At 65.9% G+C, this 25,484-nt stretch carries 26 protein-coding genes; 11 read left to right on the top strand and 15 right to left on the bottom strand.

All coding sequences use genetic code 11. The features are described from left to right. Nucleotides 1-35: 35 nt before the first annotated feature. From A6E15_RS05555 to A6E15_RS05515, 9 genes are read right to left on the bottom strand one after another with little or no spacing between them, the layout of a single operon-like run. Nucleotides 36-1,865, bottom strand: a complete 1,830-nt coding sequence (locus A6E15_RS05555) for a Na(+)/H(+) antiporter subunit D (protein WP_076144539.1) — start codon at nt 1,863-1,865, stop codon at nt 36-38. Continuing rightward, entirely contained in the window at nt 1,865-3,805 is a 1,941-nt protein-coding gene (locus A6E15_RS05550) for a proton-conducting transporter transmembrane domain-containing protein (protein ID WP_076144537.1), read from the bottom strand. The genes A6E15_RS05555 and A6E15_RS05550 overlap by 1 nt, the downstream gene beginning before the upstream one ends. Then, nucleotides 3,805-5,352: a monovalent cation/H+ antiporter subunit D family protein gene (locus tag A6E15_RS05545; protein WP_076144535.1), complete on the bottom strand. Its 1,548-nt coding sequence runs from the start codon at nt 5,350-5,352 to the stop codon at nt 3,805-3,807. Before A6E15_RS05545 ends, A6E15_RS05550 begins: the two co-directional genes overlap by 1 nt. Continuing rightward, a complete protein-coding gene (locus A6E15_RS05540; RefSeq protein WP_076144533.1) occupies nt 5,345-5,722 on the bottom strand; it encodes a cation:proton antiporter subunit C in 378 nt (125 codons plus the stop codon). Before A6E15_RS05540 ends, A6E15_RS05545 begins: the two co-directional genes overlap by 8 nt. Then, on the bottom strand, nt 5,715-6,245 hold the full coding sequence (locus tag A6E15_RS05535; RefSeq protein ID WP_076144531.1) for an MnhB domain-containing protein: 531 nt from the start codon (nt 6,243-6,245) through the stop codon (nt 5,715-5,717). Before A6E15_RS05535 ends, A6E15_RS05540 begins: the two co-directional genes overlap by 8 nt. Beyond that, entirely contained in the window at nt 6,246-6,785 is a 540-nt protein-coding gene (locus tag A6E15_RS05530; protein ID WP_076144528.1) for a DUF4040 domain-containing protein, read from the bottom strand. It abuts the gene before it with no gap. Further along, nucleotides 6,782-7,165, bottom strand: coding sequence for a monovalent cation/H(+) antiporter subunit G (gene mnhG, locus A6E15_RS05525; protein WP_076144526.1), 384 nt, complete (start codon nt 7,163-7,165; stop codon nt 6,782-6,784). The genes A6E15_RS05530 and mnhG overlap by 4 nt, the downstream gene beginning before the upstream one ends. After that, nucleotides 7,162-7,443 carry a cation:proton antiporter gene (locus A6E15_RS05520; protein ID WP_076144523.1) on the bottom strand — a complete coding sequence of 94 codons (282 nt, stop codon included), beginning with the start codon at nt 7,441-7,443 and terminating at the stop codon, nt 7,162-7,164. Before A6E15_RS05520 ends, mnhG begins: the two co-directional genes overlap by 4 nt. Then, the gene (locus tag A6E15_RS05515; RefSeq protein WP_076144521.1) at nt 7,440-8,471 is read right to left on the bottom strand and encodes a monovalent cation/H+ antiporter subunit E; all 1,032 of its coding nucleotides are present in this window, start codon (nt 8,469-8,471) and stop codon (nt 7,440-7,442) included. Before A6E15_RS05515 ends, A6E15_RS05520 begins: the two co-directional genes overlap by 4 nt. A gap of 242 nt (nt 8,472-8,713) precedes the next feature. Here A6E15_RS05515 and A6E15_RS05510 point away from each other — a divergent pair, with 242 nt between their 5' ends. From A6E15_RS05510 to A6E15_RS05495, 4 genes are all read left to right on the top strand, one after another. Then, nucleotides 8,714-8,899, top strand: a complete 186-nt coding sequence (locus tag A6E15_RS05510; RefSeq protein ID WP_066296827.1) for a CbtB domain-containing protein — start codon at nt 8,714-8,716, stop codon at nt 8,897-8,899. Continuing rightward, nucleotides 8,899-9,675 (top strand): CbtA family protein, encoded by a 777-nt coding sequence (locus A6E15_RS05505; RefSeq protein WP_076144519.1) that lies wholly within the window; start codon nt 8,899-8,901, stop codon nt 9,673-9,675. The genes A6E15_RS05510 and A6E15_RS05505 overlap by 1 nt, the downstream gene beginning before the upstream one ends. Continuing rightward, a complete protein-coding gene (locus A6E15_RS05500) occupies nt 9,672-10,001 on the top strand; it encodes a (2Fe-2S) ferredoxin domain-containing protein (RefSeq protein WP_076144517.1) in 330 nt (109 codons plus the stop codon). The genes A6E15_RS05505 and A6E15_RS05500 overlap by 4 nt, the downstream gene beginning before the upstream one ends. A 71-nt stretch (nt 10,002-10,072) precedes the next feature. Next, on the top strand, nt 10,073-11,707 hold the full coding sequence (locus tag A6E15_RS05495; protein WP_076144515.1) for a class I adenylate-forming enzyme family protein: 1,635 nt from the start codon (nt 10,073-10,075) through the stop codon (nt 11,705-11,707). A 432-nt stretch (nt 11,708-12,139) separates the two neighbouring features. On the opposite strand, the gene A6E15_RS05490 is transcribed toward A6E15_RS05495, so the two are convergent. Next, nucleotides 12,140-12,925, bottom strand: coding sequence for a hypothetical protein (locus A6E15_RS05490; protein WP_076144512.1), 786 nt, complete (start codon nt 12,923-12,925; stop codon nt 12,140-12,142). A 427-nt stretch (nt 12,926-13,352) separates the two neighbouring features. On the opposite strand from A6E15_RS05490, the gene A6E15_RS05485 reads away from it, so the two are divergent. Further along, nucleotides 13,353-14,423 carry a quinone-dependent dihydroorotate dehydrogenase gene (locus A6E15_RS05485; RefSeq protein ID WP_076144510.1) on the top strand — a complete coding sequence of 357 codons (1,071 nt, stop codon included), beginning with the start codon at nt 13,353-13,355 and terminating at the stop codon, nt 14,421-14,423. A 6-nt stretch (nt 14,424-14,429) separates the two neighbouring features. Here A6E15_RS05485 and A6E15_RS05480 read toward each other — a convergent pair whose 3' ends face one another. Together A6E15_RS05480 and A6E15_RS05475 are read right to left on the bottom strand one after the other, a co-directional pair. Then, nucleotides 14,430-14,669 carry a hypothetical protein gene (locus A6E15_RS05480; RefSeq protein ID WP_076144508.1) on the bottom strand — a complete coding sequence of 80 codons (240 nt, stop codon included), beginning with the start codon at nt 14,667-14,669 and terminating at the stop codon, nt 14,430-14,432. Between the two features lie 139 nt (nt 14,670-14,808). After that, nucleotides 14,809-16,179 (bottom strand): dihydroorotase, encoded by a 1,371-nt coding sequence (locus A6E15_RS05475; RefSeq protein ID WP_076144506.1) that lies wholly within the window; start codon nt 16,177-16,179, stop codon nt 14,809-14,811. Between the two features lie 277 nt (nt 16,180-16,456). Here A6E15_RS05475 and A6E15_RS05470 point away from each other — a divergent pair, with 277 nt between their 5' ends. From A6E15_RS05470 to A6E15_RS05460, 3 genes are all read left to right on the top strand, one after another. Beyond that, on the top strand, nt 16,457-17,431 hold the full coding sequence (locus tag A6E15_RS05470; protein WP_076148196.1) for an NAD-dependent epimerase/dehydratase family protein: 975 nt from the start codon (nt 16,457-16,459) through the stop codon (nt 17,429-17,431). Nucleotides 17,432-17,906: 475 nt separating this feature from the next. After that, the gene (locus A6E15_RS05465; RefSeq protein ID WP_076144503.1) at nt 17,907-18,401 is read left to right on the top strand and encodes a helix-turn-helix transcriptional regulator; all 495 of its coding nucleotides are present in this window, start codon (nt 17,907-17,909) and stop codon (nt 18,399-18,401) included. Between the two features lie 155 nt (nt 18,402-18,556). Next, nucleotides 18,557-20,617 carry a DUF7282 domain-containing protein gene (locus A6E15_RS05460; RefSeq protein WP_076144500.1) on the top strand — a complete coding sequence of 687 codons (2,061 nt, stop codon included), beginning with the start codon at nt 18,557-18,559 and terminating at the stop codon, nt 20,615-20,617. Nucleotides 20,618-20,804: 187 nt separating this feature from the next. Here the strand turns inward: A6E15_RS05460 and A6E15_RS05455 are convergent, their stop codons facing one another. Together A6E15_RS05455 and A6E15_RS20810 are read right to left on the bottom strand one after the other, a co-directional pair. Further along, nucleotides 20,805-21,308, bottom strand: a complete 504-nt coding sequence (locus tag A6E15_RS05455; RefSeq protein WP_076144498.1) for a DUF7344 domain-containing protein — start codon at nt 21,306-21,308, stop codon at nt 20,805-20,807. Between the two features lie 355 nt (nt 21,309-21,663). After that, nucleotides 21,664-21,825 carry a DUF7563 family protein gene (locus tag A6E15_RS20810; protein ID WP_162834899.1) on the bottom strand — a complete coding sequence of 54 codons (162 nt, stop codon included), beginning with the start codon at nt 21,823-21,825 and terminating at the stop codon, nt 21,664-21,666. A gap of 585 nt (nt 21,826-22,410) precedes the next feature. On the opposite strand from A6E15_RS20810, the gene A6E15_RS05445 reads away from it, so the two are divergent. The 3 genes from A6E15_RS05445 (at nt 22,411) to A6E15_RS05435 (ending at nt 24,487) form a co-directional block, all read left to right on the top strand. Further along, nucleotides 22,411-22,764 carry a winged helix-turn-helix domain-containing protein gene (locus tag A6E15_RS05445; protein WP_076144495.1) on the top strand — a complete coding sequence of 118 codons (354 nt, stop codon included), beginning with the start codon at nt 22,411-22,413 and terminating at the stop codon, nt 22,762-22,764. Nucleotides 22,765-22,965: 201 nt separating this feature from the next. Then, nucleotides 22,966-23,241 (top strand): PadR family transcriptional regulator, encoded by a 276-nt coding sequence (locus tag A6E15_RS05440; RefSeq protein ID WP_006179577.1) that lies wholly within the window; start codon nt 22,966-22,968, stop codon nt 23,239-23,241. A gap of 256 nt (nt 23,242-23,497) precedes the next feature. Then, complete coding sequence (locus A6E15_RS05435; RefSeq protein WP_076148195.1) at nt 23,498-24,487, top strand: DUF1616 domain-containing protein; 990 nt, start codon at nt 23,498-23,500, stop codon at nt 24,485-24,487. Between the two features lie 326 nt (nt 24,488-24,813). Here the strand turns inward: A6E15_RS05435 and A6E15_RS05430 are convergent, their stop codons facing one another. Further along, nucleotides 24,814-25,350: a DUF7344 domain-containing protein gene (locus A6E15_RS05430; protein ID WP_076144492.1), complete on the bottom strand. Its 537-nt coding sequence runs from the start codon at nt 25,348-25,350 to the stop codon at nt 24,814-24,816. Nucleotides 25,351-25,484: the final 134 nt, after the last annotated feature.

The raw sequence follows: 25,484 nt of genomic DNA, 5'->3' as shown, positions 1-25,484 counted from the left end.
GTAATACGGTCCGATGGGGAGCGAGAGGGCGGCGATCAGACGACGAGCAGCCAGAGGATCACCGTCAGGACGAGCGTCAGCAGGAGGACGGTCGTCCCGATGCTCGTCCGGAGGTGGATCGTCGACGGCCGGCCGCCGTCGGTCGGTCGCCGGTCGTCGACCTCGACCAGCGGGAGCCGCCGCGCGGCCGCGTCGACCGCGAGGACGGGGTTGTTCCCGATCCAGTAGCAGCGCTTGACGCCGCCGACGACGGCCCGGTCGACGGCGGCGTAGGTCTCGGTCACCGCGAGCATCGTCCACCGACTGACGTGGTAGGTCGCGGGGTAGACGATCATCGCCGGATCACCGAGATCGAGCTTCGAGAGGGGCTTGCGGACGACGACGAACGTGACCGCGGCGACGCCCGTCAGGATCCCCGCCGTCTCGAGGTGGCTCGGGCTGTAGGGGTGGAGGTGGCTCTCGCCGCCGGGGTATGCGAACGCGAAGTCGGCCCCGTGGATCGTCGGCGCGAGGTCGGCCAGCCCCTGCCACCAGACGCCGAAGAGGAGACAGGCCCCGCCGAGTCCGAGCATGGCGACGGTCTGGCCGGGCTTGGCGTCGGCGACCTCGATATCGCTCTCGCCGTGGAAGAAGACGTAGTAGCCGAGCTTGATAAAGGAGAGCAGCGTCCCGATCGCGCCGAGCCAGAGCAGCCAGTACAGCGCCTGGTACTCGGGCTGGCCGTAGTAGCCCGGATCGGCGGCGTCGAAGATCATCCCCTTGCTGACGTAGCCGTTGAAGCCGGGGATCGCGGTGATCGAGAGCGCGCCGAGCCCGAAGCCGACGGCGGTCAGGGGCATCTCCCGCCAGAGGCCACCGAGTTCGTACAGGTCCTCCTCGCCGGTCCGGTAGATGACGACGCCGACGGCCATGAACAGCAGGCTCTTGAACAGGACGTTGTTGAACAGGTGGCTCATCGCGCCGGCGACGGCAAGCGGCGAGCCGATCCCGATCGCGGCGACGATGTAGCCCAGTTGGGCCTGAATGTGGTAGGACAGCAGCGCTCGCATGTCGTGTTGTAACAGGGCGAAGGTCGCGCCGTAGACGGCCATCAGTCCGCCCATGTAGGCGACGTAGATCGAGACGTCGTGGCTCCCCTCGAGCGGGAACGCCCGGTAGAGGACGAACGCGCTGGTCTTGGTCGTATAGACCGAGAGGAACACCGAGGCGGCGATGTGGGGCCGCGGGTAGGTGTCGGGCAGCCACGTGTGAAAGCCGATGAAGGCGACGTTGACGCCCATTCCGAGTACCGCGAGCAGGGCCGGGATCCCGTCCGCGATCCCGGTCCCGTCGTAAATGAAGGTGCCCGTCTGGACGTAGTGGGCGGCGACCGCCAGCATCACGAGGACGCCGCCGGTACCGTGAAAGAGGGCGTACCGGAAGCCGGCCCGGACCGCGTCGCCGCCGTAGTGCCAGACCACGAGCGTACTGGTCACGGCCATCAGCTCCCACATGAACAGCAAGACGAGCCAGTCGCCGGCGACGGCCGCGCCGACCGACGAGGCCACGTAGACGAGCGCGAACGCGACCAGCGTCTTGCTGGCCTCGCTCGAGTAGGCGTAGATGACGCTACAGACCCCGAGGAAGCCCAGACCGAGCCCGACCATCCGGGAGAAGTCGTCGACGTAGTAGGGGACGACCTCGAACCCGAGGAAGGTCCCAGCGAGGTGCTGGCCTTCGGGCGCGACCAGCGAGATCGCGAGGACGGCGGCCAGGCTGAGCGCGCCGGCGGCGAAGCCGGCGATCCGGGGCAGGACGAGGACGAGCAGCGCCGCCGCGAAGATCAAAATCGGCGGGTAGGCAAGCGACAGGAATTCGAGTTCCATCATTCGTTCACCTCCGTCATGAGTTCGTCAAAGGGGACGGTCCCCAGTTCTTCGAAGGACATCCCGAAGACCTCTTCGACGATTCGCGTCGCCAGCTCGAGGAAGACCGCGTAGTCGGGGCCGACCCCGAGGACGACCGCGCCCGTCGCGATGACGGCGATGGGCGCGAGCATGAGCCACGTGCTTTCGGTAAACGGCGAGCGGCGCTGCCAGACGTCGGCCGGCGGGCCGCCGGTGAGGTGGTCGTCGTGGTCGCCGTGGTGATCGACGGAGCTGACCTGCTCGCCAGCGGGGACGTCGGCGTCGCTCGGATACTCGTCGACGGCGTACTCGTAGTCGCCGTCGTCGGCCGCAGCGGGGCGTTCCGACTCGGTCACGTCGGCGTCGTCGGCGTCCGAATCGGCCGCGTTCGCATCGGCCCGATCGGCCCCGCCGTCGGTCGGCCGACCGCCGTCGGCGGCGACGTCGTCATCGGCGGCGTAGGACTGAACCAGCCCGCCGGCCGGGAACTCGAGCAGCGGTTTGGCGTCGTGGTCGTCCTCGCTCTCGAAGAAGGCGGTGTAGACGACCGGCCAGAAGTAGCCGACGTTGAGGACCGCCGAGAGCAGCAATGCGCCGGCGAAGAGCCAGTAGCTGCCGCCGACGTCGGCGCTCCCGATCAGCATGTAGAACTTGCTGACGAAGCCGGCGACCGGCGGCAGCCCGGCCATGCCGGCCGCGCCGATCGTGAACGCCGACATCGTCAGCGGCATCCGCTTGCCGATGCCGGCCATCTCGCTGATGTAGTCGGTGTGGGTCTCGACGTGGATCGCCCCGGCACAGAAGAACAGCGTCAGCTTCGCGAACGCGTGGGCGGGGATGTGGAACAGGGCCCCGACCACGGTGTAAGGATGGAGCAAGGAGAGCCCCAACACGATATACGAGAGTTGGGCCGTCGTCGAGTAGGCCAGCCGGCGTTTGAGGTGGTCTTTCCGCATCGCGATGATGCTGGCCGCGGTCAGCGTGAACGCGGCGACGACGGCGACGGGGATGTTGAGCCCGACCTCGCCGATCCCCGGGACGTCGAGCGGGAGATCGTAAATGAGTCCCGGCCCGTAGACCTCGAGGATGACCCGCGCGATGCCGAAGGCGCCGGACTTGACGACAGCGACGGCGTGGAGCAGCCCGGAGACGGGGGTCGGCGCGACCATCGCGTCGGCCAGCCAGGAGTGGATCGGCATCAGGGCGGCCTTGACGCCGAAGCCGGCGATCAGCAGGAAGAAGGCGGCCTGTGCGTAGACCGGCTCCGCCCCTGCCGCGGCGGCCAGCGCCTCCATCCCGCCGGCCTCGAAGGCCAGCGTCGGCTCGCCGACGAGGCTCGTCAGCCAGTAGATCACGACGGTGCCGGCCAGCAGGAAGACTCCGCCGCCGAAGAACGTGTAGGTGAGGTACTTCCGGCCGGCGATCCGGGCCTCGTCGTCCTCGTTGTGGGCGACCAGCGGGTAGGTCACCAGCGACAGGAGTTCGTAGAAGACGAAGATCGTCACCAGGTTCGCGGCGAAGGCGATCCCGACCGCCGTCGAGAGGCTGGCCGCGAAGGAGGCGAAGAAGCGGGTCTGGGCGTGTTCGTCGAGCCCGCGCATGTAGCCCGCCGCGTAGAACGACGTGAATATCCAGAGGAAACTCGCCAGCAGGGCGAAGAAGATCCCCAGCGGGTCGGCCTGCAGGGCGAAGTCCAGCCCCGCGAGGAACTCGAGTCCCGTCGAGTCGGCGAGGCTCCACCGGAAGACGGTCCCGTCCATGACGGCCGGGAGCATGCTCGCGACGATGGCGAACTTCGCGAGGGCGGCCAACACGGACCATCCCTCGCGGAGGTTCGGCCGGCGATGCGACGCGACGATCAGGACGATCGCGACCGCCGAGACGAGAACGGCCGCGAGCGGACGGATGTCTGCCACCATCAGTTGAACACCTCCGTGAGGAACGGCTCGAGCAGGTCGGCGACGGTCCCGCCGGCGAAGCCGAGCGCGACGGCGGCGACGGCGGCGACCACGACGACGGCGATCATGCCGACCGAGACCGGATCAGCCGACTCCGCGCCGCGGATGGCGGCCGCCGCGTCGGCGTCGGTCGTGCCGCCGTCGGTCGCGGCCGTCCCCGGGTGAGTCGCGTCGGCCGGTGCCGACGGCGTGAAGTACATCTTCTCGAGCAGGCGGGCGGCGTAGGCGAGGGTGAGCATGGTACTGAGGAAGATCACGGCGGCGACCGGCCAGAGCTGCGATTCGACGGCACCCAGGGCGATGTACCACTTGCCGACGAAGCCGACGCCCGGCGGGACGCCGACCAGCGCGAACAGGAGGACGGCCATGGAGCCGGCGACGAACGGCCGGCGTTTGGCGAGGCCGGCGTACTCGTCGACGGTGCGCGCGCCGTAGCTCGTCGCGACGAGGGCGGCTCCGAGGAAGAGGCCGGCCTTCAAGAGGCCGTGCCCGACCAGATGGACGACGGCACCGACCAGCGCGGTTTCGGACTCGCCGGCGACGACGACGCCGTAGGCGGCGATCACCAGCCCGAACTGCGACACCGACGAATAGGCGAGCATCCGCTTGACGTCGGTCTGAATCACCGCCAGAACGGTGCCGGCGAGGACGCTCACGCAGCCGATCGTCAGGACGATCGGAGCGAGGTTCGGCACGGCGGTGAGGTAGTCGACACCGAAGACGGTGACGATCACGCGGCCGAACGCGTACGCGGAGGCCGTCGAGACGAGCGCCGCGATCAGCGGCGTCACGCCGTCGGGGGCCCGGTGGTAGGCGCTTGGCTGCCACGTGTGTAGCGGCCACTGGGCGACCTTGACGGCGAAGCCGACGATCATGAACCCGATGCCGGCCCGGATCAGGGTGGCGTTCGCCTCGGGGATCGCGGCGGCGAGTTCGACCATGTTGAGCGTCCCGGTCGCCATAAAGACGAACGCGACCCCGATCAGGTACATCGAGGCGGCGACGGTTCCCAGAATCAGGTACTTCAGGGCCGCGACCGCCGCCTCGGGGCCGTCGCCGCTGGCGACCAGAGCGTAGGTCGCGATGCTCGTGATCTCGAGGAAGACAAAGAGGTTGAACACGTCGCCGGTCATCGAGATACCCAGTAGGCCGCTGACCAGCAGCAGGTAGGCGGTGTAAAACGTGTTCCCGCGCGGGCCGCCGCGTCGCGTGTAGGCGAGGACGCCGGCGGCGACGGCGGTCACGAGCAACACGATGAGAGTCGAGAACTCGTCGGCGACGAGTTCGATTCCGTACTCGCGGGGGTAGCCGCCGAGTCGGTGAATCACGTTCCCGCCGGTGTAGACTTCGTTCGCGAGGGCGACGGCCCCGACGAAGAGGCCGCCGGTCGTGGCCGCGGCGACGTACCAGCCGGTCCGATCGAACCACAGGCCGAGCGCGATCGGCAGCGTCGCCGCCAGAATCGGGACGGCGATCAGCAACGGCAGGAGCAGATCGGCGCTACTCATCGGCACGCACCTCCCGAAGGGTATCCTCGCGGAGGGTCCCGTACTCCGCGTAGATGCGGATGATCAGCGCCAGCCCGACCGCGGTCAGCGCGATGCCGACGACGATGGCGGTCAGCACGATGACCTGCGGTAGCGGGCTCGCGACCATGACCTCCCCCGGCGTGCCCTCGTGAGGGACGATCGGTGCCGAAGCACCGTCGACGTCGATGTAGGCCATCGCGACGAAAAACAGGAAGATGGCCGTCTGGAACAGGTTGACGCCGATCAGCTTCTTCACGAGGTTCTCGCTGGCGATCACCATGTAGATCCCCAGTCCGAGCAACGCGAACGTCAGGACGTAGATGTAGTGTGTCGTCAACAGTTCAATCATCGTCGCTCACCTCCGGCTCGGTCGCGTCCGGGGCGTCGTCGACGTCGACGCCGCTGGCCCCGCCGGTGTCGCTGCGTCGGTCGGGCGCAAAGCCCGCGGCCATCGTGAAAAAGAGGCTGATGATGACCCCCGAGACGATCAGCGAGATCCCACCGATCTCGACGGCCTCGAGCCCCCACTTGGGCTTGATGTCGAAGACCTCCTTGAGTTTGTAAAACTCGAGAAACTCCCCGCCCAGCGCGATCATCCCGAAGCCGATCGCGCCGAAGATGACGACGCCGCCGGTGACGATACCCGTAATGAAGGAGTTGCGCAGCCACTGGCGGGTGGGTTCGATGCCGAAGGCGAAAGCGAGCATGAGGACGGTGACGCCGACGATGGTGCCGCCCTGGAACCCGCCGCCGGGGGCGTCGCCCCCGTGGAAGGTCATGAACAGTCCGTAGGTCAGCGTAAACGGTGCGATGATCTTGACGGCGGTCATGATCACCTGACTTTCGGTGTAGGTATCGTCGTAGTCTGCCATTCAGGCGAACACCTCGCGTTTCAGGACGAGCAGCGTGGAGACGCCGGCAGCGAAGACGACGACCGCCTCGCCGAAGGTGTCGAACCCACGGTAGGCGGCGAGAACGGCGGTGACGGCGTTCTCGACGCCGGTCTGGTGGTACGTCTCCGTGATGTAGTGTTGGGTCACGTCGGGGTTCGACCAGACGGGCGCCTCCGTGCTACCGACCGCGTACATCTCCGGTAAGACTGCGGTACACAGCAGGAGGACGAACGCGCCGACGACGACGACCGCCGGGACGTGGATCCGTTCTCTGAGTTGGTCGGTCGTGGGGCGGGTCGTGCGCGCGATCGTTAACAGGAGCAACAGCGTCGTGACGCCGGCACCGATCGCGGCCTCGGTCATCGCCACGTCCGGGGCCAGCAGGAACGTATAGAGGATCGCCATCCCGAGGCTGTAGGCCCCGAAGACGATGATCGCGGACAACACGTCGCGAAACAGCGCCGTCGCCACCGCCGTCGCGAGGACGAAGGCGACGAGCGAGTAGACGAAGAGGCTCATCGCGTCTCACCCTCCGTGTCGGCGGCCGCCTCGTCCGTCTCGCCTTCCTCGGCGAGGACCGGCTCGACGCCGGTCTCGGCCGCCGATCGCGCGATCGCGTGGGCGGCCGTCGGGTTCGTGACGAACACGAAAAACAGCAGCAAGACGGTGTAAACCGCCGCGTGCTGCCAGCCGAAGGCCAGAGCGACGCCGGCCAGGGCAAAGCCCGCCCCGAGCGTGTCCGTCTGAGAGGCGGTGTGGGCCCGCGCGTAGATGTCCGGCAGGCGGAGGACGCCGACCGTCGAGACGAGCGTGAAGAACACGCCCAGTCCCAACAGGACGACGATCGCCCAGAATCGGGCCGTCTCGAGGGTCACCTGCAGCGGGGTCGGTTCGATCACAGCACACCACCCCGCTCGACGGTGAACTTCGAGATGGCGACCGACATCAGGAAGTTCAGCAGGGCGTAGATCAGCGCCACGTCGAGGAACCACCGCTGGTCGAGCCCCGCCGCCAGCAGGGCGAGGATGACGACCGTGTTCGTCCCGAGGACGTTGACCGCGAGCAGCCGGTCCTGCGTGGTCGGGCCGACGACCGCCCGGTAGAACATCGCGATCGCCAACACGACGAACAGGCCGGCCGCGACGAGGAAGACGTCCTCGAGCGAGGTCGGCGTCACAGCTCGTCACCCCCGACGATCTCGGCGTCGTCGCGTTCGCGCGGCGAGGGGATCGCGGCCGACTCGCGGCCGTAGAAGACGAACCGGATCGCCTTCTCGAGGCCGCCGTCGAAGAGGTCCTCGCGGGCGGCGGGGATCAGCGTGTGGACCAGCAGCCGCTGGTCGGTGGCCCGCACGGTCAGCGTGCCCGGGGTGAGGGTGATGCTGTTGGCCAGCGCGGTCAGGGGCAGCCCGCTTCTGACTCGCGAATCGACCTGCGTCAGCGTCGGCTCGATGGGCATCGACGGCCGGAGTATCACGGCCGAGACCGCGATGTTCGCCTTGACGATCTCCCAGAGCAGGTAGGGAATGTAGAGGGCGAAACGGACGACCCGGATCGGCGACTGAACGCGGTCCAGCGGGACCGAAAACGTCACCCGCGCGAGCGAGACGGCGACGATGCCCGCGACCGCCGCGCCGGTGACCAGATCGAACCAGTAGGTGGGATCGCCCAGGACGAGATAGAAGCCGTAGGAGATCATGAACGTGGCGAACAGCCGGTCGAAGTCCTCGCTCCCCGAGAGGCGTCCGCGGCGAGTCGAGCGCTCGACCGGTGCCTCGTCGTAGGTCAGGCCGATCCGGTCGAGTTCCCGCTCGAGGGGCTGGAGGATGCGGGCGGTGACGCCGGGCTGGTACTCCGGATCGAGGACGACCCGATCGAGGCCGTGTTCCGCGGCGTACCCGTCGAAAATCTCCGCGTAGTCGCGGGGACCGAAGAGGTATTCGTCGGCACCCAGCGTCGCCGTCTCGATCGTCACGTCGGCGTCGCCGGCGTCCTCTTCGACCCAGTTTCGCGCCCGCGACAGCAGGTCGTCGGCGTCCTCGCGCTGGCGCGCATTCTCGGGGACGTCGTCGTCGTAGGGAAGGGCAACGACCAGGTGACACTCGAGCGAATCGGCGCGCTCGAGGCCCGATTGGACGGCGTATCCGACCGTCTGCCGGACGGTCACCGTGTCCGACAGCGGGACGAGCAGGCGTTCAACCGCCACGGCCGTTCCCTCCGGGTGACCGTCGTTGGATATGCATGACTCTCGTTGGTCGAGTCAAGCGTCAGCCGTAGGAAAACGATTTCGTTATTCCCCGAAGTCGCCCGATCCGGCGAATTCGTTCGGATTATTCGTGACTATCTTGGTTCCGTCCCGCCGAGCGGTTGACAGCGGTGAAATCCGGTGCCGTCGTCGGACGATCGGTAGTTTTACAAGCGGAGTTTCAGTAGAGAAAATTGACTTGCATGACGACGACCGACACCGTTCACGATCGTATCGGGACCGCACGTGACGATCTCACGACCGCACAACTGCTTGCCGTCTTCGCGTTCGTCGCGGCAACGGCGTTCGCCCTGCTGTTCCTGCAGGAGCCGCTGGCCCACGACGCGATGCACAACTTCCGGCACGCGGCCGGGGTCATCTGTCACTGATGCTCGCCGACTACCTCGAGCGGGGCGTCCTCGCCGGGGCGATCGCGGGGATCGCCTACGGGGCCTACGTGGCGCTGGTCGCGAACCCGCTCGTCGGTCACATGGAGACGCGCGCCGAGGGCGGCGAACACGCCCACGCGGCGGGTGAACACGCCCACGCGGCGGGTGAACACGCCCAGGCCGCCGGCGAACACGCCCACGCGGTCAGCGAGGCGACGACAGCCGCCGTCAGCATCGGCAGCGGCGTTCTCTGGGGGATCCTGCTCGGCGGCGCATTCGCGCTCGCCTTCTACTTCCTCGAGCCGGCGCTGCCCGGCCGCGGGCGGGTCAAGACCTACGTGCTGGCCGCGGCCGGCTTCCTGACCGTCTCGGTCGCCCCGTGGCTGGTGTTGCCGCCGACGACGCCGGGGGCGGAACTTGCGTTCGACCCGACGTTGCGAAGCGCGATCTACGCCGGGATGATGGCCGTCGGAGCCGTCGTCGCCGCGGCGTCGGTCTACGGCTACGGCCGCCTGTCGCCCGAAAACCGTCCGCTCGGGGTCGGCGCGGCCGCGGTTCCGATCGTCGCGCTCGTCGCCGTCACGACGATCGCGGCACCGACGATCGTCGAGGCCGGTACACTGTCGGCCGAACTGGTGACCGCGTTCCGCGGGCTGACCGTCCTGAGTCAGGCCGCGCTCTGGGCGCTGGTGGCCGCCTGCTTCGGCTGGCTCCAGACGCGGGCCGGCGTGCAGTCGGCCGCCGAACGCCGCGACGACCTGCTGACGAGCCCATGAACGACCGGACCGAGCAACACACCGAGCGGCTCGACGCCCACGTCTTCGTCTGTACGAACGACCGCGAGGGCGAACACGCGAGCTGTGGCGCGGTCGGTGCCGACGAGACCGTCGCGGCGGTCAAAGAGTGGCTGCGCGAGCGCGACGCCTTCTGGACCGCCGTCTCGGTCAGCGAAACCTCGTGTCTCGGCCTCTGTAGCGAGGGCGGGACCGCGATCACGATCCAGCCGCGAAATCGCTGGTACTCGGACGTCTCCCCCGAGGATGTCCCCGCGTTGCTCGAGTCGGTTTTCGGGCCGGACGCCGAACGAGTCGGCGAGACCTGAGTCCGCAGCGGTGCGAGGCCGACGGGACGCAACCGTTTTACCCGTGGTTTGTGATACCACACCTGTTACCGATGCTCGCGTGGCCAGACGAAACCATCTACGAGGGGATCGCGTCGGTCGCGGCGGACCGGCCGGATCGGCGGGCCGTCGTCTTCGAGGGAACCGAGTGGACCTACGACGACCTGCTCGCCGAGAGCCGGGCGCTCGCGGCTGGACTCGCCGAACTGGGCGTCTCGGACGGCGACGTCGTCGCCGTCTGGCTCGGGAACCGCCCCGAGTGGATCGCCTGCCAACTGGCGACCTCGATGCTGGGCGCGGCGACCGTCGCGGTCAACACCCGCTACCGGACCCACGAACTCGAGTACATGCTCGCCGACTCGGGCGCGTCGGTACTGCTCACCGAGGACGCTCTGCTCGGACGGGACTACCACGAGATGCTCGCGACGGCGGTCCCCGAAGTCGCGACGGCGTCGCCCGACGCGTTCGACCCCGACTCGATCCCGACTCTCGAGGCGATCGTCAGCCTCGAGTCGGCGGCCGAACGCCCGGCGCTACGCGACTACGACGACGTGCTGGCGACGGGGCGAGCGCGAGGGTGGGACGGCCTCGAGCCCGCCGCCGATCCCGAGGCTCCGGCGGCGATCTTCTACACGAGCGGGACCACGAGCGATCCGAAGGGGTGTCTCCAGTCGAGTCGGTCGCTGTTGAACCACGCCACACACGTCGCCGACCACCTCGGGGTCGACGGGGACGACGTCAGCGTGGCGACGCTGCCGTTCTGTGGCATCTGGGGTTACAACACGCTGTTCAGCGTCCTCGCGACCGGCGGTACGCTCGTCGCGCAGACCCACTTCGACCCCGGTGAGACGATCCGGCTGGTCGACGAGTACGACGCCACTTCCCTCACCGGGCTGGGTGTGATGTTCGAACGGATGCTCGAGGACGAGTCGTTCGACACCGCACGGGTCGAAACCGTCGACACAGGCGTCGTGGGGTTCATCAGCAAGGGGTTCGACGAGACACTGTTCGAGCGCATCGAGTCGACGTTCGGCTTCCCGGTCGTCCAGCCCTACGGCCTCTCGGAGGCCAACAGCCAACTCTTCGTCGGCGACCCGGCCGACCCCGCCGAGCGGCGCAAGCGGGTCGGCGGCCCGCCGATCCACCCGGCCATCGAGGCGGCGATCGTCGATCCCGAAACACGCGAGCAACTGCCGGCCGGCGAGGAAGGCGAACTCGCGATCCGGGGGTACCCCCTGGCCGACGGCTACCTCGGGAAACCCGAGGCGACCGCCGCGGCCTTCGACGAGCGGGGGTGGTTCTACACCGGCGATCTCGCCGAGATCGACGCCGACGGCTACGTCTACTACCGCTCGAGACTCGACGACGCCCTGCGGGTCCGGGGGTTTCTCGTCGCGCCCCGCGAGATCGGGGCCGCCGTCGAAGCCCATCCCGCCGTCCGCGCCTGCGAGGTCGTCGGCGCGCCCCACCCGCGCCACGGCGAGGTGCCGGTCGCGTTCGTCGTCCCCGCCGACGGCGAGGTCCCGACCGACGACCTCGAGGCGTTCCTCGATGCCCGCGTCGCCGACTACAAGATTCCCGAGGCGGTCGAGGTCGTCGACGGGTTCCCGACGACCGAGGGGCCGAACGGGGAGAAAGTCCGGAAATCGGCTCTCCGGGACCGGGTCCGCGATCGGTTCACGGCCTGACAGCACGTTCTTGCAGCCTCGAGTCGGAACGTCGCCTCGGGCAACGGGATCGGGCGGGCCCGCGACGTCAGGACGCGAACCGACGTGTCGCTGATTTGTGAACCCGGAACGAGGAATTTGATGCAGTTTCGACCGCTGAGCGGAAACGGTCGGGTAAAGTGAAATTGGGGAAACGGCATAAGACATCGGTGACAACTACCGAAAGTAATATTGTTTTATGTCGGAAAGCTATTAGTATGAATCGAGCCGGAATAGCAATAGTCGGTGAGGATCACTGGATAACGCTCGTCGTCGGTATCGGCCTTATCGCACTGCTGGGGCTAGCCACGTCCCTGCAATGGTATTATATACTAACCGTAGGGGCGGTAGCGTCCGGAATCAGTGAACTACTGATACGAGGCCTTCCCAAAAAATAGGGTGCTACCCTATCAGTCAACAGAAGTCGATCGTGTGGCAGACTGCTGTCGACAGACCTCCAGAACCACAGGCGATTTTGCCTAGTTGCGACGTGAGGGCATAACAGAGCGCTGCGCAGCCTCCTCCGAGAGCAGGGTTACTAACGACGATCGGGACACAACGGGAAACACATCCCGAACGGCCGAGAGTTCCGTTGACACCGACACAGATAGCACCGACGACGACCTTACAGCCGTCACAGCCGAGACCGGCGGTACTCACTCCGTCCGAACCCGGTACAGCCGTCGAGGCGGCGCCATCGACGGACTGCGTGGCCACGGTGCCGATCGAACCAGTTTCATCCTGCCCGTAGAGGTCAAGAGCGAGACCATTACTCGCGGTAGAGACAGTGTCCGAATCGGGTGTTTTCGGGGTGGAGTCGCGATAGGACATTCCCATCGCGGCGACCGGAGATCGAGTGCTGTTCTCCTCCGCGGTCAGAACGAACTGTAGACCGACATCGGAAATCGACAGTTCGCTCCACTCTTTGTCTCCCGGTTTCATCGGAACGATCGTGAGCGCGGGAGCTTGCTCCCGAACATCCCGTTCTTCCGCCTCCAGATGGTAGGAGATCGTCTTATCGCTGCTTTCTCGGCCCGTTTCTTGAGCCATCACGGATGCCAATTGGCTCGTTTCCGCCGTTTCTTCGATAGCAACGCGGTCCGCATGCGCAGCGCTCGTCTGTTTGAGTCGTACATTACTGATGGTGAACTCGCCGTCAGAGGTCTCTGCACCAGCAGCGGACATGCCGGCGGCGACCATACTCGCACCACTAATTCCACTCGCGGCTACCGTTCGGAGTATTTTTCTCCTGTTCATATCTGGTTACTCTTATTGGGTGCATTCAAGCACCCATGCATATTTCTGTATGTAATATTACTAGTCTTGCTAACATTTTCATGGGTTGTATTCCTTCATAATAACTGTAATTACCTAATCACTAATATTAAAATTTTTCCAATGTTTTATGGCAGCTGTAGTTTACGGAGCAGCCATTGTACGTAACGCGGGGACGAGAGGAAAGTCACACAGTCGTCCGTCCTACGACTACCATCGGCTTCTTCTGCGTGAGTGGCTATCTAATCTCGCCCATCGCCGACAGCGACATGCTCCTCGAGTCGCTCTGATCGGGATCACCGACCGCGCCGCTTCGGGACGTTTACCTGTTGGCCGCCCCCAGGGTCCGGCAATGACGCTGTACTCGCGGGTTCGCCCCCTCGCGTTCAAACTGCCGGCCGAGACGGCCCACGATCTGGGCAAACGAACGCTCCGGGCGGCCCAGTCCACGCGACCGACGCGGGCGGCGCTCTCGTATGCCTATCAGTACGACGATCCGGCCCTCGAGGTCGACCTGTTCGAGACAACGTTCCCGAACCCGGTCGGCGTCGCCGCCGGCTTCGACAAGAACGCCGAAGTGACCCACGCGCTCGCAGCGCTGGGCTTTGGCTTCGTCGAGATCGGCACCGTCACGCCCTACCCACAGGAGGGCAACGACCGCCCCCGGCTCTTCCGCCTGCGCGAGGACGAGGGGATGGTCAATCGGATGGGCTTCAACGGTCAGGGGATGGAACGGGTCAAGTCGCGGCTCGAGGAAGACGGCACCCCAGCGATCCCGCTGGGCGTCAACGTCGGGAAAATGAACTCCTCGAGCGAGCGCGAGGCGATCGAGGACTACCGGCGCGTCTTCGACCGGCTCTCGCCGTTCGCCGACTACGTGGTCGTCAACGTCTCCTGTCCGAACACGCCCGAGGAGTTCGACGAGGGGTCGCCGGAGCATCTCCGGGCGATCTTCGAGACCCTCGAGGCCGAGAACGACCGCGACGTCCCGATTCTGGTGAAGATCGGCCCCGACGAACCCGAGGAGTCGATCTTCGACCTCGTCGATATCGTTCAGGCATTCGACCTCGACGGTATCGTCGCGACGAACACCTCGACGAGCCGCGAGGGGCTCGCGTCGCCCCGGCGGGAGGAGTGGGGCGGGCTCAGCGGCAAGCCGATCGCGGATCGCTCGACAGCCGTCATTCGGTCGCTCGCCGAGTACACCGACGGGGACCTGCCGATCATCGGCGTCGGCGGCGTCGACTCCCCGGAGAGTGCGTACGAAAAGATCCGGGCCGGTGCCTCGCTCGTCCAGTTGTACACCGGCTTCGTCTACGAGGGACCCTCGACCGCAAAGCGGATCAACCGCGGACTGGCCGCGTTGCTCGAGCGTGACGGGTTCTCCTCGGTCGAGGACGCGGTCGGTGCGGACCTCGAGTAAGGGGGGTCAGTCGGCGGGTTCAGGATCCTCGATCGCGTCGCCGAGCCCGTGGATTTCGGCCGGCCCGACGGCCTCGTCGGCCCGCGCTTCGTCGAGTTCCCGTCGGTCCGAATCCTCCCGCTGTGACTCGACGACCGGCTCGGCGTCGCCGTCGGTCACGGAGAGATACAGCGACCGGAGCTGTTCCGTCTTGTCCGTCCCGCCCGTTTCGTCGCCCGCATCCGTCTGAGAGTCTGAATCGGTCATAGCGCGGTCCCTGTCGGCATCGGAGGGCCGAACGGGAATATAAACAGGCCGCCACTTTCAGTCGCTGAGAATTCTCACGTGAAACGACATGTTTCGGTTCGACGACCGTCGAAAGAATGGTGCCAGCGGGCCGAACCGATCAGGTGTCGACGTCGACGCGCGTTCCGTACCCCGACTCGCCGACGACGTCGCCGTCCTCGGCGACGATCTCGCCGCGGACGACCGTCGCGACCGCTTTCCCCGTGAAAGACTCGCCAATAAACGGCGTGACGCAGTTCTTCGAATGGAGTTCGTCGGCGTCCTCGAGCGTCCACTCCCGGTCGGGATCGACGATCGTGAAGTCGGCGTCGGTGCCGACCTGTAGCGACCCCTTCTGGGGGTACATGCCCCAGATCCGGGCCGGTCGCGTCGAGTGCCGGCGGACCCACTCCTCCATCGTGAGTCGCCCCTGATCGACGAACGTCAGCATGACCGGGACTTCGGTCTCGAGGCCGACGAAGCCGGAGATGGCCTCCCAGGTGTTCCCGAACGGGTCGTCGACTTTCTTCTCCTCGGGGGTATGTGGCGCGTGGTCGGTGGCGATGGAGTCGATCGCGCCGTCGTCGATGCCGACCTCCCAGAGTTTCGCGCGTTCCTCGGCGTTCCGGATCGGCGGCTGGATGCGGGCCGGGTTCCCTTTCTCGCGCATGACCTCCTCGGAGAACCAGAGGTAGTGGGGCGTGGTCTCGGCGGTGACGTCGACGCCGCGCTCTTTGCCGCGGGCGACGGCCTCGGCGGCCGAACCGGAGGAGACGTGGAACATGTGGATCTTCGCGCCGGTCTCCTCGGCGAAGGTGAGCATTCGTTCGACGGCTTCCTGCTCGGCGATCACGGGCCGGGAGTGGGAGTGATCGATCGGCTCGTTGCGGCCCTCGGCCCGGAACTTCTCGGTGTAATGGTCGATGATCTCGCCGTTCTCCTCGTGGAAGCCCAGTCGCTTATCGGTCTCGCGAATCTTCTCCATGGCCTCTATGATCTCGCCGTCGTTCGGCGGTGGGACGTCGCCGACCGTCGAGCCGAGGAAGATCTTGAATCCGAGCGCGCCGGCCTCGTCGATTGCCGGGATGAGATCGAGGTTCTCGCTCGTGACGACGGCGTAGCTCTGGAAGTCGACGTGGGCAGAGGCCTCGCCGCGCTCGAACTTCAGTTCGAGGTGGTCGGGCCGGTCGATGACCGGGTCCGTGTTGGGCATGCCGACGACGGTCGTCACGCCGCCGGCGGCCGCGGCCCGGGTCGCGGACTCCCAGTCTTCCTTGTACTCGAGGCCGGGCTCGCGGTTGTGGATGTGGCCGTCGACGATGCCCGGCACGAGGACGTTGCCCTCGGCGTCGAGGGCGCGGTCGGCGTCGGGAAGCCGATCGCTTCGCCCGACGGCGACGATCTCCCCGTCCTCGACGGCGACGCCCGCGTCGGGCGTCCGCCCCGCGGGCGTGACGACGGTACAGTTGCGCACGACGAGATCGACGGTCATTGCCGTGGGGTTGCCGAGGGCGGCGCATATAGCTTCCCCAAACGGGTCGTCGAGTCGGTGCGGCCGAACCGGCGAGTTAGCGGTTTTCGCGCCGAGTGTCGGCCGGCGGTTCCTCGAGCGCCCGTTCGGCCTCCCGGCGTCGCCTGTGCTGGGGCGAGACGATCGTCGACAGGACCCACCGAGCGGGCCCGTAAGCAGTGCCTTACGGGCGAGCGACCGCCGACCCGGCGGGGTACGAGCGCGATACTAAACAGCGATGATCCGGTCGCTTCAGGGGATGGACTCCCCAGCGATCCGCGACAGCACGGTACTCGTGACCGGCGGGGCGGGCTTTATCGGGAGCCACCTCGTCGACGCCTTGACCCCGCACAACGAGGTCAGGGTCCTCGATAACTTCTCGACCGGCGACCGGACACATCTCCCCGACGTCGTGACGGTGATCGAAGGCGATATCGGGGACCCGATCGCCCTGCAGGAAGCCGCTCGCGGCGTCGACGTCATCTTCCATCACGCCGCCGTCGTCAGCGTCACACAGAGCGTCGATCGGCCCCGACAGAGCAACCGGACGAACCTCGAGGCGGGGCTGCTCGTCCTCGAGCAGGCCCGCCAGGAGGACGCTCGGGTCGTCGTCGCCTCGAGCGCCGCGGTGTACGGTCACCCCGAGGAACTGCCCGTCTCGGAGGCGGCACCGACGAACCCGACCTCGCCCTACGGCGTGCAGAAACTGGCCCTCGACGAGTACGCCCGCCTCTACGCGGAGCTGTACGATCTCCCGACGGTCGCCCTGCGGTACTTCAACGTCTACGGGCCGCGCCAGCGGGGTCCCTACAGCGGCGTCATCTCGACGTTCCTCGAGCAGGCCCGCGCCGACGAGCCGATCACGATCGAGGGCGACGGCCAGCAGAGCCGCGATTTCGTCCACGTCAGCGACGTCGTCCGCGCGAACCTGCGAGCGGCGACGACCGACGCGGTCGGCGAGGCCTACAACGTCGGCACGGGAGAGCGGACGGCGATCCGAGAACTCGCCGAGACCGTCCGGGACGCCACCGGATCGTCCTCGTCGATCGTCCACCGCGAGCCCCGTCCCGGCGACATCAGACACAGCGGTGCCGATACCACGAAGACCGCCCGCGAACTCGGGTTCGAGGCGCGGGTGAGCCTCGAGTCGGGAGTCCGGTCGCTGGTCGAGCGCGATGTAGGCGTCCCGACTCCCGGGGATCCCGAGACGGCGGTGGAACTGTCCGGAGAGTGAACCCGCGACCGCCAGCTGGCTCCGCGCGACCCTGCTGACGGGACACCCACGGGGGACTGCGGCCGTCCGAACTGACCGACACGGCGTCGTCTCGTCGGCCTCGAGCGGCGACCACCTGTGTTGGTTCCGCGGAGAGTCACGACAGTATCGGATTACCGTCTGAATCGGGAGCGAATCCGGGCTAACCGATCGAAACGTCCGGGCCGGTTTATTCCTCCCGTCGAGCAACGAGTGGCCATATCATGACTAGGGAGTGTCAACCGAAATCCGGCACCGACAGGACCGACGTGATTCCGCCGCCGAGAGGCGTCGATCGACGATGACGCGTCCGTCCGGATCGATCGAACGCGCGGACCGTTCGGTCGGCGTGAGAGACACCGCGGCGACTAACAGCATATGGGTTATAAAAAATGATTTGTGAGACGGTCACGAGGGTACAGGACATGAACCACCGAAAGACAACACCTCCGGAGTTATGACTATCCGACGACGGGCGTCCGCGACCGTCGACGCGTTCGGACCGTCGACCGGCGGGGCGGTCGCGACGACGGTCGGGTTCGGGTTCCGACCCGAGGTCTCGGGAGTCGCCGAGCCGCTCCAGCTAGAGGGAAGCGCACATCTCGCGGCTCTCGTCGGCATGGTCGCGCTCGCGCTTCTCGGCGGCGTGCTCGTCGCTCGAAACCGATACGAGGGCCCCGGGACCGGTCACGAGACGGAACCCGATCGGGAGGAGTTCGTCACCGACCGGGAGCGAGTCCGGCAACTGCTCCGGGACAACGGCGGTCGGATGAAACAATCGAACATCGTCGACTCCGTCGACTGGTCGAAGGCGAAGGTCAGCCGGCTGCTCGCCGACCTCGAGGAGGACGGCCAGATCACGAAACTGCGTCTCGGTCGGGAGAATCTCGTTTGTCTTCCCGGACACGAGCCGACCGCGTCGAAATCGCCCGAACAGGCCGGCGACGACTAACGGGGCCACCGTTCCTATCAGCAATCGTTGGTTTCGGAATCAGAACGAGAGACTGAATCCGCCACTGTTGGGCCGTAGTTTCCGATTTCTCAGCGTAATGGTTCTGCCGGTTTATCCGCCGAAGTCACGACGGGACGGATGCCATTACGGCAACCATGAACGCACGCAAACAGGTACTAGTCGTACTCACCGCGCTGATGGTAGTTTGCTCCGGCGGGGCGATGGTCACAGCAGCTTCGGGCTCTGGGGCCGTCGATTCGGGTGACACTGCCAGCGACGGCGAATACGACTCGGCGAACGAGACGGAGAGCGACGACACAACGACAGACGATACAGCCGCCGACGAGAACGAGACGGCGGACGACGAAACTGATCTCGAGGAAGACGCGGCCGGCCAGCAGTCCGCGTACGTGACGTTCGAAGACCAAGAGACCGACGGGCAGACGGTCGTGGTCGAGAACGTCACGCTCGCCAGCGGCGGCTTCGTGACGATCCACAACAGCAGCCTCTTGGTCGGTGACGTCGTCGAGAGCGTCATCGGAACCTCCGAGTATCTCGAGGCGGGGACCCACGAACAGGTCGAAGTCACCCTCGACGAACCGCTCGAGGAGGACGAGACGCTGATCGCGATGCCGCATCGGGATACGAACGCAAACGAGGCGTACGATTTCGTCGAGAGTGAGGGCGCGGCCGACGGGCCGTACCTCACGGCCGACGACGAGCCGGTGACCGACGACGCGGTGGTCACCGTCGTCGCGGCCGACGAGGAACCCGTTGCGGAGGAACCGGCCGAAGATGACAACGACACCGTCGTCGACCAGGAACCGGTCGAAGAAGATAACGACACCGTCGACGACAACGAAACTATCGTCGACCAGGAACCGGTTGAAGAAGATAACGACACCGTCGACGACAACGAAACTATCGTCGACCAGGAACCGGTTGAAGAAGATAACGACACCGTCGACGACAACGAAACTATCGTCGACCAGGAACCGGTTGAAGACGACAACGAAACCGTCGTCGACGAGCCGGAGACGGACGACGGGCTAACGATCAACGTCGTGATCGAACAGCTCACCGTCATCGTCAGCGAGGACGGTGACGGTCTCGAGATGGACGGCGAGACGGACGCCGAACACGAAGACGAGCAGGCCGACGACGGAAACGAGACGGACACTGACGACGACGCTCTGGAGGACGATAACGGAGCCGTCGACGACGAAACCGAGTCGGACACCGATGACGAGACTACGACGGACGCCGCCGGACTGCTCGATCACGGTGACATGTCCTTCGAGCAGGTGACGATCACCGTCGACGTCGAGAACATCGAGATCCAGAGCGCGTCCGAAACCCCTTCGGACGATGACGGAACCGAAGATGAACTCGACACCGGGACTGACGACACCGAAACCGACACCGACGACGCTGCAGACGGTGCCGATGACGCTGTCGCGGACGACGGTGACCAGATTCAGGTGACCATCGAAGAGGCCACCGTGTACGTCAACCTCGGCGACATGGACGAGCAGCCCGTCGAGGAAGAGCCGGTTGAGGAAGAGGAACCGGTCGAAGAGGAGCCGACCGACGACAACGAAACTGAAGACGACCTCGAGCCGATCGAGGACGAGCCAACCGAGGACAACGAGACCGAGGACGGCCTCGATGACGAAGAGCCAACCGAGGACAACGAGACCGAGGACAACGAGACCGAGGACGGCCTCGATGACGAAGAGCCAACCGAGGACAACGAAACTGAAGACGACCAGGTCGAGACGGAACCGGCGGAGGCCTTCGAGGTCAGTAACCTCGATGCGCCCGCGAGCGCCGAAGTCGGTGACACGATCACCGTGACGGCGACGATCGAGAACCCGAGCGACGAGGAACGCACCGAGACGGCACAGTTCCGTCTCGACGGTGACCTCGTCGACGAGCAGAACGTCACGCTCGAGGGCGGCGAGAGCGACGACGTCGAGTTCGAAGTCGACACGAGCGACCTCGCGGCCGGCGACTACATCCACATGATCCTGGCCGACCAGACCGGTGAAGTCGCGACCCTCGAGCTGACCGAGGCGACCGACGACACCGAGACTGACGACACCGAACTCGAGGACGGCGACGACGGCCTCGAGAACGACACCGACGACAACGAAACCGCGGACAGCGGTCTCGACAACGACACCGACGAAGAAACCGCACTCGTCGGCGCCTGAGGAGACTATCCCAACGGACGGCGCGCTTTTTCATTTTGAACCGACGACTCGAGCGACCGGACCGTCAAGGCGATCGGCCTCGACGGTGATCGGACGCGACAGGAGCGTCGGGGTCGTCTCAGGAGCCGACAGCGACGAGGAGCCAGTCCGGACCGGCTAGACACGGAGAGCCGCGCTGGTGTGGTCCTCAGGCGAGCAATCGATAGAGGCTGCTCGCGCCGACGACGAGCAACACCGCCACGCTCGAGAGGACCGGATCGAGAGCCGAAACCACCGGGAGGCCGAGCCCGACCAGCGCGATGATCACGAGTCCGAGGAAACAGCAGCCGAGATGTAACTGCAGGACTCGAGAGTGGTCGTCGGCGTGGCCGTCGACGTACTGCAGGACCTCGTCGAAGTGCCGACCGGGCTGGATCGTCTTCGCGTCGGAGTCGTACTCGATCACGTCGTCTTCCTCGAGTTGGGGGAGATGGGTCTGCTGGAGGGAGACGTAGACGCTCTTGTAGAGGTTGTTCGGGACCGAGGTCGTGTCGGATTCGGTCGCGGCGATTTCGCTCGCAACGTCGGAGACGTCGATCTGTCCGCCGTCCTCGGCGAGCAACTGGACGATCGCTCGTCGCCTGTCGTTGCCAAGGATGTGAAACACTTCGCTCTCCGCCAACGGGTCAGCTCGGTTCGTTTGAACTGACATCGATCAGGGAGAAGGGGAGCCGATTCTCGAAGGGCGATCCACCACCAGTGACCATATCCCCCTAGTTCCGCCACCAGTGACTTTAACTTTTGCAGGTTACGGGGGTCGCCGGCCGGGGCCGCGAGCCGGCGAGGTTCGGGAACCGGGGTAGGGAGCAGGTACAGCGGCGAGACCGCGACGGACGGTGTGTCGGTCAGCGGTCCGTCTCTGAAAAGGGTGAAACGCCTCTCGGAACTGCGAACCGGCGCGGCGAACCGATCGGGGCGGCCGGCGAAGCGACCGATGGAACGTCGAACCGGCGGCCGAGTACCGGCGAGTCGGAGAGTTCAGCGTCGTCGCTCGACTCCGGCCGCGGTCAGTCACCGGGGAGGTGGCCGCCGGACTGCATCTCGCGATAGGTCGTACAGGACGGACAGCCGTGGACGACGTCGCCGTTATCGCCGAAGACGCGAGCGAACTGCTGTGTGACGTGTGTCCCGCAGTTTCGACAGCGAGCGCCGGCTGTCGACGATTCCATGGGCTTCCAGTCGTGTTTGTGAGCGTTCATGGGTGGTGGGGGTGTACTCGAACGGGCGCGGGAGCCGTCCCGTCGAGCGGAACCAGGTGTGGTCCGTGACGGAGGGCGACGGCAACGCCGCCGATATCCCGCGATACCCGTCCGGGCATCATCGTATCGAGGGGAGCAAACGAGAATAAAGGACGCCGACCGTTCACCGGTGTCTCGGAACGCGAACGCGGGAAATAGCCGATTGCTTCCCGATACGACGGCTGAAGCGGCTCTAATTCACTGTTCCGGAACGATCCGAGCGATCGATCTCAACCCGAATTCAGTCGTCTTGGCGCTGTGTCGGTCTCCAAACGAGAAATTGAGCCGCTCGAAACCAGTCGTTTCCGGGCCGAAATACGATCTTACGTTGTCGAAGGACGTGCCAAACGCGCATAAGGTACATCGTTATAAAATACCACTATGGCTTACCGATCCTCGTGCCGGAATGTATCGGTGGACCCCCAGACAGTGGCTGCCCCCCTATGAACTCTCTCGAATCGCATCCTCTCACGAAGAGCGAACGGACCAGACACATCCCATTCGGTGACTCCCACTATGTCAACGCACGCGAGTGACACGCGATCGGAATCGACGACCAACTCCGCGACACAGCTGGACGTCCTCGGGGACGACTGCGCCCGGACGATCCTCGTCGCGACCAGCGAGGGACCGAAGACGGCCAAGGAACTGACCGAGCGGACCGACAGCTCGTCGGCGACCGTCTATCGCCGGATCAACAACCTCCTCGAGAGCGACCTCATCGCGGAGTGTGTGCGGTTCGAGGACGACGGCTCGCACACGACCGCCTACGAGGCGACCGTGGATAGCCTTCGGGTTCGGATCGACGCCGACGGGATCGAGGTCGCGGTGTCGGAGCCGAACGAGCCGGACCTGTCGGACCGAGAGTGACGACGTGACGCGTTCGAGACCGACAGGTCAGACTCGAGCGGGCGTGGGTGCGAGGGCTCGAGCGTTCGACCCATCGGAAACGAGTGACAGTCTGGATCGGACGTCGTTTCTGCCAGTAATACGGCGTAAAATCGGGGATCGATGACTGTATGATACGGATAACAAATATCCGTTCACTGGAACGGTCAGTGTGATTGAGCAATGCACGATCTGACCGGCTTCCAGCGCGACCTGCTGTACGTGATCGCAGGTGCCGACCGTCCGTCGGGCCAGACCGTCAAGGACGAAGTCGAGAAGTACTACAGTTCGGAGATCAATCACGGGCGGCTGTATCCGAACCTGGACACGCTCGTCAACAAGGAGTTAGTCGAGAAGGGGCAACTCGACAGGCGAACGAACTACTACGCGATCACCGATGCCGGTCGAGAGCAGATCCAAGAGCGTCGGGAGTGGGAATCGCAGTACGTCGATTTCTGAACGGCCGCCAGCCCGATCGTCGGCCCGCGGTCGTCGCCCGTCGTTCGCGATTGCCGATCGCCGTGTGTCAGACACCGACTGTACATCGACAGGTCGATCGCTCGAGTGTGGCCAGTAGCGGCCTCGAGCGCGTTGTACGACACACGTTTTGTTCGATAAGACGGCCATAACGAAGAACGGCAGTGTATACCGATCGGAGGAGAATGGCATTCGGATCGTCCGAACGGAGACCGAACGCGTCGACGGCGGTGGACCGATGAGTCATCGAACGAGTACCTGGACGCGGTTCGGGATCGTTCGCCGCTACCCGTTCGATCTCGCCGCCGTCTCGGTCGGCGCGGTCGTCGCGTACCTGCTCGTGACGGGCGAGAGCGGGAACGAAGTCCTTCGACTGCTGGCGACGCTGCCGCTCGCCCTGTTTCTGCCGGGCTACGGGCTGGGAGCGGTGCTGTTCCCGGCCGCCAAACGCGAGGACCGTGAGACGGCGGCGACGGCCGCCGACGCCCGCCCCCGCGGAATCGATGCCGTGGAACGGATCGGGCTGGCGTTCGTCCTGTCGCTGACGATCGCACCGCTGGTCGTGCTGGTGTTGCCGATCACGTCGTGGGGACTGACGACGGCCTCCGTGTCGGCGGGGCTGGCCGGCCTCGCCGTCTGTCTGGCCCAGCTCGGCGTGGTCCGGCGGCTCCGAACGCCGGCGTCACAGCGGTTTACCGTCTCGCCGCTGGCCGGCCTCGAGCGGCTCCGGCGGAACGGGCGAGGGGCGGCGACGGTGTCGACGGTGGTGTTGGTCGTGGCGATCGGAACGGCCGTCGGCGCGTTGCTCGTCGGCGTCCTCGTTCCCGTCTCGGGCGGCGGGTTCACCGAACTCGCGCTGTACAGCGAGAACGAGGACGGCGAGGTCGTCGCCGGCGCGCTCCCCGAGGAGGTCGAGGCGGGCGAGGCGATCCCGACCGTCGTCGAGATCGAGAACGGAGAGGGCGAGGAACGGGCGTACACGACCGTCGTCCAGCAGCAGGTCCTCGAGGACGGCGCGGTCGTCGAGCGGACGCAACTGGAGCGGACCGAGACGACCGTCCCGGCGGGGGAGACGGAAAACGGCGAGCGATCGGTCACGCCGACGGCCGATCCCGGCGAGACGGTTCGGATCAGCGTGTTGCTCTACGAGGACGAGCCGCCGTCGACCCCGACGAACGAAAACGCGGCCGAGAGTACGCACTTCTGGGTGACGGTCACCGACGGTTGACATCCTCCCCGCCCTAAAGGACGGGGCTTCGTTCTCGATTCTCCGTAACTCGGCTCTCGCTCGAGCCCGTTCGGGCCCCCGTCACGGCGCGTGAGATCGTGGTCGAGAAGACGCGGGTGGGACGCCACTACTTACGACCGGGAGAAACCGTTCGCACGGACGACTCACCGAGCGATATCGCACCCACTGCGAGTCGTTGTCCACCCGATCGCACGACGACGTCGGATCAGTGGTCGAATCGTGTCAGTGGCGACGGGAGCCGAGACGAGTTACTCCGTCGAGGAGCGATCGCGTCCGAACTGGTGACCGGAGACACGACGGCCGAACTACCGGCCCGCGAGCCCGATCGAACGGCGAAGATCGGACCGACGAGACACGTGCTGAACCGCCGCGAGCCCGAGAACGACGAGACAGAGACCCAACGCCACGAGCGGCGCGGCGGCCGTCGTCAACGGACCGACGGCGAGTATCGACGGGACGACGGCGATTACGCCGACGACCGTCACGCCCCCGTAGAGGTACTGCCACGGCCGCTGGTCCTCGAGGTGGCGATCCAGATACGGATCGAACCGCTCCTCGCTCGGCAGCAGTTCGATCCGGTGGCCGTCGGGGTCCCAGTCGACGATGCCGTGGTCCTCGAGCATGGGGAGGTGGGTCTGGTACAGCGAGATGTAGACCCGGCGTCGCTGGGTCCGGGTGACGTCGTCGGGGTCGGTGTCGTTCTCCCAGGCGGCGACCTGTTCGACGAGCGGTGCGAGATCACAGGTGCCGCCGGTGCGTTTGAGATACTGGACCGCGTGTCGTCTGCGCGCGTTGCTGAAGACGTCGAACAGTTCGGCCTGCGTGAGGTCGCTTTCAGACATGTGTGCCCTCGTTGTGTCCCAGTGGGTCCCGTTCCGATCCGACGGGTGTATTCGGATAGCTCACGGACTCGAGTGACAGCGATTGACACTTTACTATCGCCGGGCTACCCGTCCGAAATCGAATTGTACCAGTT

Source organism: Natrinema saccharevitans, from assembly GCF_001953745.1.
In the GTDB taxonomy this organism is placed as follows: Archaea; Halobacteriota; Halobacteria; order Halobacteriales; family Natrialbaceae; genus Natrinema; species Natrinema saccharevitans.
The sequence above is the reverse complement of the archived record's forward strand: the minus strand, read 5'-3'. Positions and strand labels throughout refer to the sequence as shown.

Excerpts from the sequence above, each read along its gene's own strand:
- A6E15_RS05485 (WP_076144510.1), top strand. The coding sequence starts at position 13,353 with ATGACGCTGTACTCGCGGGTTCGCCCCCTCGCGTTCAAACTGCCGGCC.
- A6E15_RS05545 (WP_076144535.1), bottom strand. The coding sequence starts at position 5,352 with ATGAGTAGCGCCGATCTGCTCCTGCCGTTGCTGATCGCCGTCCCGATT.
- A6E15_RS05530 (WP_076144528.1), bottom strand. The coding sequence starts at position 6,785 with ATGAGCCTCTTCGTCTACTCGCTCGTCGCCTTCGTCCTCGCGACGGCG.
- A6E15_RS05440 (WP_006179577.1), top strand. The coding sequence starts at position 22,966 with ATGCACGATCTGACCGGCTTCCAGCGCGACCTGCTGTACGTGATCGCA.
- A6E15_RS05460 (WP_076144500.1), top strand. The coding sequence starts at position 18,557 with ATGAACGCACGCAAACAGGTACTAGTCGTACTCACCGCGCTGATGGTA.
- A6E15_RS05480 (WP_076144508.1), bottom strand. The coding sequence starts at position 14,669 with ATGACCGATTCAGACTCTCAGACGGATGCGGGCGACGAAACGGGCGGG.
- A6E15_RS05505 (WP_076144519.1), top strand. The coding sequence starts at position 8,899 with ATGCTCGCCGACTACCTCGAGCGGGGCGTCCTCGCCGGGGCGATCGCG.
- A6E15_RS05470 (WP_076148196.1), top strand. The coding sequence starts at position 16,457 with ATGGACTCCCCAGCGATCCGCGACAGCACGGTACTCGTGACCGGCGGG.
- A6E15_RS05430 (WP_076144492.1), bottom strand. The coding sequence starts at position 25,350 with ATGTCTGAAAGCGACCTCACGCAGGCCGAACTGTTCGACGTCTTCAGC.
- A6E15_RS05495 (WP_076144515.1), top strand. The coding sequence starts at position 10,073 with ATGCTCGCGTGGCCAGACGAAACCATCTACGAGGGGATCGCGTCGGTC.
- A6E15_RS20810 (WP_162834899.1), bottom strand. The coding sequence starts at position 21,825 with ATGGAATCGTCGACAGCCGGCGCTCGCTGTCGAAACTGCGGGACACAC.
- A6E15_RS05550 (WP_076144537.1), bottom strand. The coding sequence starts at position 3,805 with ATGGTGGCAGACATCCGTCCGCTCGCGGCCGTTCTCGTCTCGGCGGTC.
- A6E15_RS05500 (WP_076144517.1), top strand. The coding sequence starts at position 9,672 with ATGAACGACCGGACCGAGCAACACACCGAGCGGCTCGACGCCCACGTC.
- A6E15_RS05445 (WP_076144495.1), top strand. The coding sequence starts at position 22,411 with ATGTCAACGCACGCGAGTGACACGCGATCGGAATCGACGACCAACTCC.
- A6E15_RS05490 (WP_076144512.1), bottom strand. The coding sequence starts at position 12,925 with ATGGTCGCCGCCGGCATGTCCGCTGCTGGTGCAGAGACCTCTGACGGC.
- A6E15_RS05465 (WP_076144503.1), top strand. The coding sequence starts at position 17,907 with ATGACTATCCGACGACGGGCGTCCGCGACCGTCGACGCGTTCGGACCG.
- A6E15_RS05475 (WP_076144506.1), bottom strand. The coding sequence starts at position 16,179 with ATGACCGTCGATCTCGTCGTGCGCAACTGTACCGTCGTCACGCCCGCG.
- A6E15_RS05540 (WP_076144533.1), bottom strand. The coding sequence starts at position 5,722 with ATGATTGAACTGTTGACGACACACTACATCTACGTCCTGACGTTCGCG.
- A6E15_RS05510 (WP_066296827.1), top strand. The coding sequence starts at position 8,714 with ATGACGACGACCGACACCGTTCACGATCGTATCGGGACCGCACGTGAC.
- A6E15_RS05455 (WP_076144498.1), bottom strand. The coding sequence starts at position 21,308 with ATGTCAGTTCAAACGAACCGAGCTGACCCGTTGGCGGAGAGCGAAGTG.
- A6E15_RS05555 (WP_076144539.1), bottom strand. The coding sequence starts at position 1,865 with ATGGAACTCGAATTCCTGTCGCTTGCCTACCCGCCGATTTTGATCTTC.
- A6E15_RS05435 (WP_076148195.1), top strand. The coding sequence starts at position 23,498 with ATGAGTCATCGAACGAGTACCTGGACGCGGTTCGGGATCGTTCGCCGC.
- A6E15_RS05535 (WP_076144531.1), bottom strand. The coding sequence starts at position 6,245 with ATGGCAGACTACGACGATACCTACACCGAAAGTCAGGTGATCATGACC.